This window comes from Dankookia rubra, assembly GCF_004355005.1.
Taxonomy (GTDB): domain Bacteria; phylum Pseudomonadota; class Alphaproteobacteria; order Acetobacterales; family Acetobacteraceae; genus Paracraurococcus; species Paracraurococcus ruber_A.
The window spans coordinates 1-4,025 of record NZ_SMSJ01000195.1 but is presented as its reverse complement, the minus strand read 5'-3'; the positions used below and the strand labels follow the sequence as shown (position 1 = coordinate 4,025).

The 4,025-nt window shown below is 61.9% G+C and carries 3 protein-coding genes; 1 reads left to right on the top strand and 2 read right to left on the bottom strand.

All coding sequences use genetic code 11. From position 1 onward, the window contains the following. Positions 1-591: 591 nt before the first annotated feature. Complete coding sequence (locus E2C06_RS35610) at positions 592-1,245, bottom strand: ParA family protein (protein WP_165982898.1); 654 nt, start codon at positions 1,243-1,245, stop codon at positions 592-594. A 1,075-nt stretch (positions 1,246-2,320) separates the two neighbouring features. Next, positions 2,321-3,016, bottom strand: a complete 696-nt coding sequence (locus tag E2C06_RS35605; RefSeq protein WP_165982897.1) for an alpha/beta fold hydrolase — start codon at positions 3,014-3,016, stop codon at positions 2,321-2,323. Between the two features lie 206 nt (positions 3,017-3,222). Between E2C06_RS35605 and E2C06_RS38265 the strand changes: the two genes are divergently transcribed. After that, positions 3,223-3,423, top strand: coding sequence for a ribbon-helix-helix domain-containing protein (locus tag E2C06_RS38265; protein ID WP_165982896.1), 201 nt, complete (start codon positions 3,223-3,225; stop codon positions 3,421-3,423). The last annotated feature ends 602 nt before the right edge of the window (positions 3,424-4,025 follow it).

Genomic DNA, 4,025 nt, shown 5'->3' with positions numbered 1-4,025 from the left:
CAGGCCTCGTCCACCTTCCAGGGCCGAAAGCTCTTCGTCATGCCGCCGAGCGAATCACCGCACGATCCGCCTGTCGAGCCTCTTCAGCCGTTACGTGGACGAGCTCCTAGCACGTTTGTTCGATTGGGCGAGCAGAACTCCAGCACCCCGCTGAGCTAGCGTGCTAATATCCTAGGACGCGAGCGTGAGGGTTCTTGAAAAACCCGATCTTATCCCTTCCTCGGTCGTGGTTGACTGTAGCGTGCAACCGGGGCCTCGCCCCTTTCAGCTAGAAGACGGTCGAGACCCATCAGCAGCAACTCGTGCACTGAGGGTATGTCGAGATCGAGTGCCAGCCGCCGCACCCGCTTATGTTCGCTGGGCAGTAGGTACACCGTGGTGCCCACCGTTGCCTGCTTGATGCCCTTCGCAACCGTCTCCGGCACGACTTCAGGCGCAACAGGTTGGCCTGAGGGCTTCAACGCTTCGGGTGAGGCCGGCACCAGGGTAGGGCGCGGCAGGTCCTCAACCGGGGTGGATCGGGCCGGCGCTCCACCAGGTCGCGCAAGAAGACCGGACGCTACGACACTTGGACGCTTGGATACCATGATCCTAGGAAACCTTGATGCTGCTGCGCTTGCGTCCGGTCTTGGCTAAGTCAGCCAAAACGAATCGCCAAAGAGCATGGACCTCCTCAGCAGCCTTACCCTTAGGAGCGATTTCGGTAGCTGTGCGGCCCGACGCCGCAGCGACCGGGAAGTCGGCCCGAAGGCGTAGGGGAGGAGCTACCCGACCGCGTTGAGCAAGCACAGGCACTGCGTCATCGTATAAGCGCGACTTCCCAGCCGGAGCCTGTGTCACAATGAAGGCGAAAGGCCGTCCGGTATCCTCGACCAAGTCGAGCACCCCTGGCAGGGCATCCAAATCGTCTGTGGTCGGGCGGGTTGGCAGGAGGATGAGGTCAGCAAGGCGCATCACCGATCCAAGAAAGGCATGCACCGATGGCGGAGTATCGATGATGCAAAGATCGACCCCGGCAATCCGCAGCTGATCCAGAGCATCTACCATCTGGGCTGGGGCAGGGGTAGCCAGCGCCGGATTCGGGTCGCCTTCTGCACCCTCCGTTCGCCTGTTCCACCAGGATCGCAGCGTACCCTGCGGATCCAAATCGATGAATACTACACGCTGTCCAGCTGCCGCTGCGACGACCCCTAGCTCCCGCGCGACAGTGGTAGCGGCGGATCCGCCCTTTTGCTTGGCAATCATGATTGTACGCATCGTCCGCACCCCCGATTGGACTGTACATGTACGACCGGTTGGGCCGGCTTGGGCGCGACTGGCATGGGCCCCGGCGCCAAGCTTGGCTGCTTTGGCTTTGCGTTGCCCCCGTCTAGCCAGGTTTCTGACCGCACGCTCCGCGCTGCCGCCCGCAACTGTTCATCGCCGGATTGAGATCGGTCTCGCTGAACATGGACGACTTCGACCACTCTGGGCTGGCCGCTTCCAGGTCCGCCATGGCGTGGACGGCTTTGAATGAAGCGCTTCTCACTGGTGAGGGACGTAGCACCTTGCCCTCTTCGGGCAGGGAAGACACGACTTGCTTCTGACATGAGCTTCCATAACGGGGCGTCCTGTGACACCCACTGGTATTGAAGATATGTGCTCGAGCACGGTCCGCCAAGTCGAGCTTGCTCGATGGTGCCGAGAGCCGATTGGCGAACGTCGTGAGTGCTTTCGAGTTCTCACGGGTAGTGTGGGTACCCAGTCTATGTCCTACCACTGCTTGGGAGGCACTCCGCAGAGGTCGTTGTGCGCTGGCTGGCAGACTTATCCGGTCAGACGAGGTTTGAAGTCCAAGCTCAAGCAGCGTAGCCGCGTCTTGCCACAAAAGTTTGGGTAGGCGCTGTGGTACAGGTCACAGATTCGGAAGGTCGAGTTGGCTAGGATCTGGGCCAGTACAGAGAGGCTTTGAACATGGCCCCTGCATCTTCACAGATCTCTTGCGAGACTCGGACCGTCACCCACCAGGCACTGTGCGGCCTCGCGTCAGACATCAGGCCGAGCAGCGCTTCCGACGTGTTTGCTGCGAATGCCATGGAGCTTGAGGCCTCGCGCATCCGGGTGGCAATGCTAATCCGCGAACGCGAGTCCGCGGCCTCAGCCTGCATCGAAGCAGAGCTCACCCGGATGCGGCGGAAGTAAGCAATCCCACGCTGCTCGAGTGATGAGGGAGAGTATCCTGTTCGTCGCGTGTGAAACGCCGATCGCCACGCCCTTCATGCTCCATATCCACGCGGCGGTGCCGAAAAAGAAGCACGCTCGATCCCGACGCAAACACCCATCAATGCGCGTAGTCCGCGTCATCCTCGAGGAACTCGACAAACAGCTCAGCGCATTCGGCAGGCTCCTCGAGTGTTGGCAGGTGACCGCAATTGGGCAGCACGTGGAAATGCGCATGGGGCAAAGCATCCGCGAGCGCCTGGCCTACTGAGGCAGGCACGATCTGGTCTGCCTCGCCCCAGATCACCAGCACCGGCATCCGCAGCGTGCCGAGCCGGGAGGTTGCCTCGGCCCTTGAACCCAGTGCGCGGGCCTGGGCTGCTCCCACCTTGCCGCCGACGCGGGACGCCATCGCCTTGAACGCCTCCGCCGCCTCGGTTGACTCCTTTGGCACGGCAAGGCCCGCCAGCATGTCGATAACGGCGTCCGGCATGGCCTCCAAGCCACCCACCAACTCCTGCACACTCGCGTCCGGTGCTGCCGGGTTGCATCCCATCAGCCAAAGGGCCGACACCCGTTCTGGCGCGGCCAGCGCCACCTCCAGCGCGATGCTGCCGCCATAAGAGGTACCGGCCAGGACGAAGGTCGGTGGCGCCTTGGCCAAGACGGCCTCGACATTGGCCTGCATCGTCGGCTCCGAGAGCACCATCACCTGTGCCTCGACGGTTTCGCCCAGCTGCTCGATCACCTCGCGGTACATCGCCTCGTCCGACAGCAGGGCTGGGATGAAGACGACCGGCGTGGGTATAGCGGCCATGGGCGTGCTCCTAATGCATGTTTCGGGTCGATGCTGTGCAGGATGGGGCGATCTGCAAATGCCTGCTAGCCTGGTACTTAGCACCATAGATGACGATTTACGGCCCAAGACTCGTTGGTGTGTTCTTGTTTCACCCCAACTGTCGAATCGGACTTACTTCGTGGCATAATCGGCCATCCATTCTTTCCCGCCCTGGGAGGCGTTCCGTGGAAACCAGGACCGTTAAGCTCACCGAGCGGCTCAATGCATTCATCGAGGAGGCAGTCGCCTCCGGCCGCTATCTCGACGACGGCGACGTCGTTCGCGAGGCGTTGCGCGTGCTGGCTTTACGCGACTGGGAGGACGGCACAGCCCCAGCCTCCGCTCCCCTGCCTGCCGGCGCAACTGCCCCGCTGAGGGCTGCATAGGTCCTGTTGTTCAGGTGCCAACTGGTCCCATGCCATCTTGTTGCAGGTTCTGGCGACCTAGACGCACAGGCCGACAAACTCGCCACAAGGCCTAATTTGCAGCCGCCTCTGCACCTGCTCGTGCAACCTGCGCATCTTGAGACGACAGTACGCCCGACACTCTAACGGCCCCACAAACTTACCCGATGGCCATGCTGGCGCTCGGGTCCGCTCAGGCCGGCCCGACAATCCCAATCCACCCTTTGACGGATTGTCGGAACCAAATGTGTTTCCTTGTCCGCCTCGCCGTCACCCCGTTAGTACAGATCCAGTTATGGTTTCGCGAGAATTCCATGCATTGGCATACGAACTGATCGAGGCGGTCCATCCGAGATCCTGACCGGAGACGCACGCCTGGATATGAGCAAGCCCTCGCAGAAGGGACGTGGACACCGGGCAAGCGCGAAGAGGGTGGCCGACGGGGCTCAATCAGCCCTCACGTCAGAATGTAGGTAAGCGTCCGGCCTCCATCGCCTTCCCTGGCCGCTGACGTGCGTTGAGGCTGGCGGCCTTAACGTCGGGCGTAAGGTCGTCTGTAAGGTCATGGGCAGCGGGACGGTCGA

Coding starts and splice junctions, on each gene's coding strand:
- E2C06_RS35610 (WP_165982898.1), bottom strand. CDS start 1,245: ATGATTGCCAAGCAAAAGGGCGGATCCGCCGCTACCACTGTCGCGCGG.
- E2C06_RS35605 (WP_165982897.1), bottom strand. CDS start 3,016: ATGGCCGCTATACCCACGCCGGTCGTCTTCATCCCAGCCCTGCTGTCG.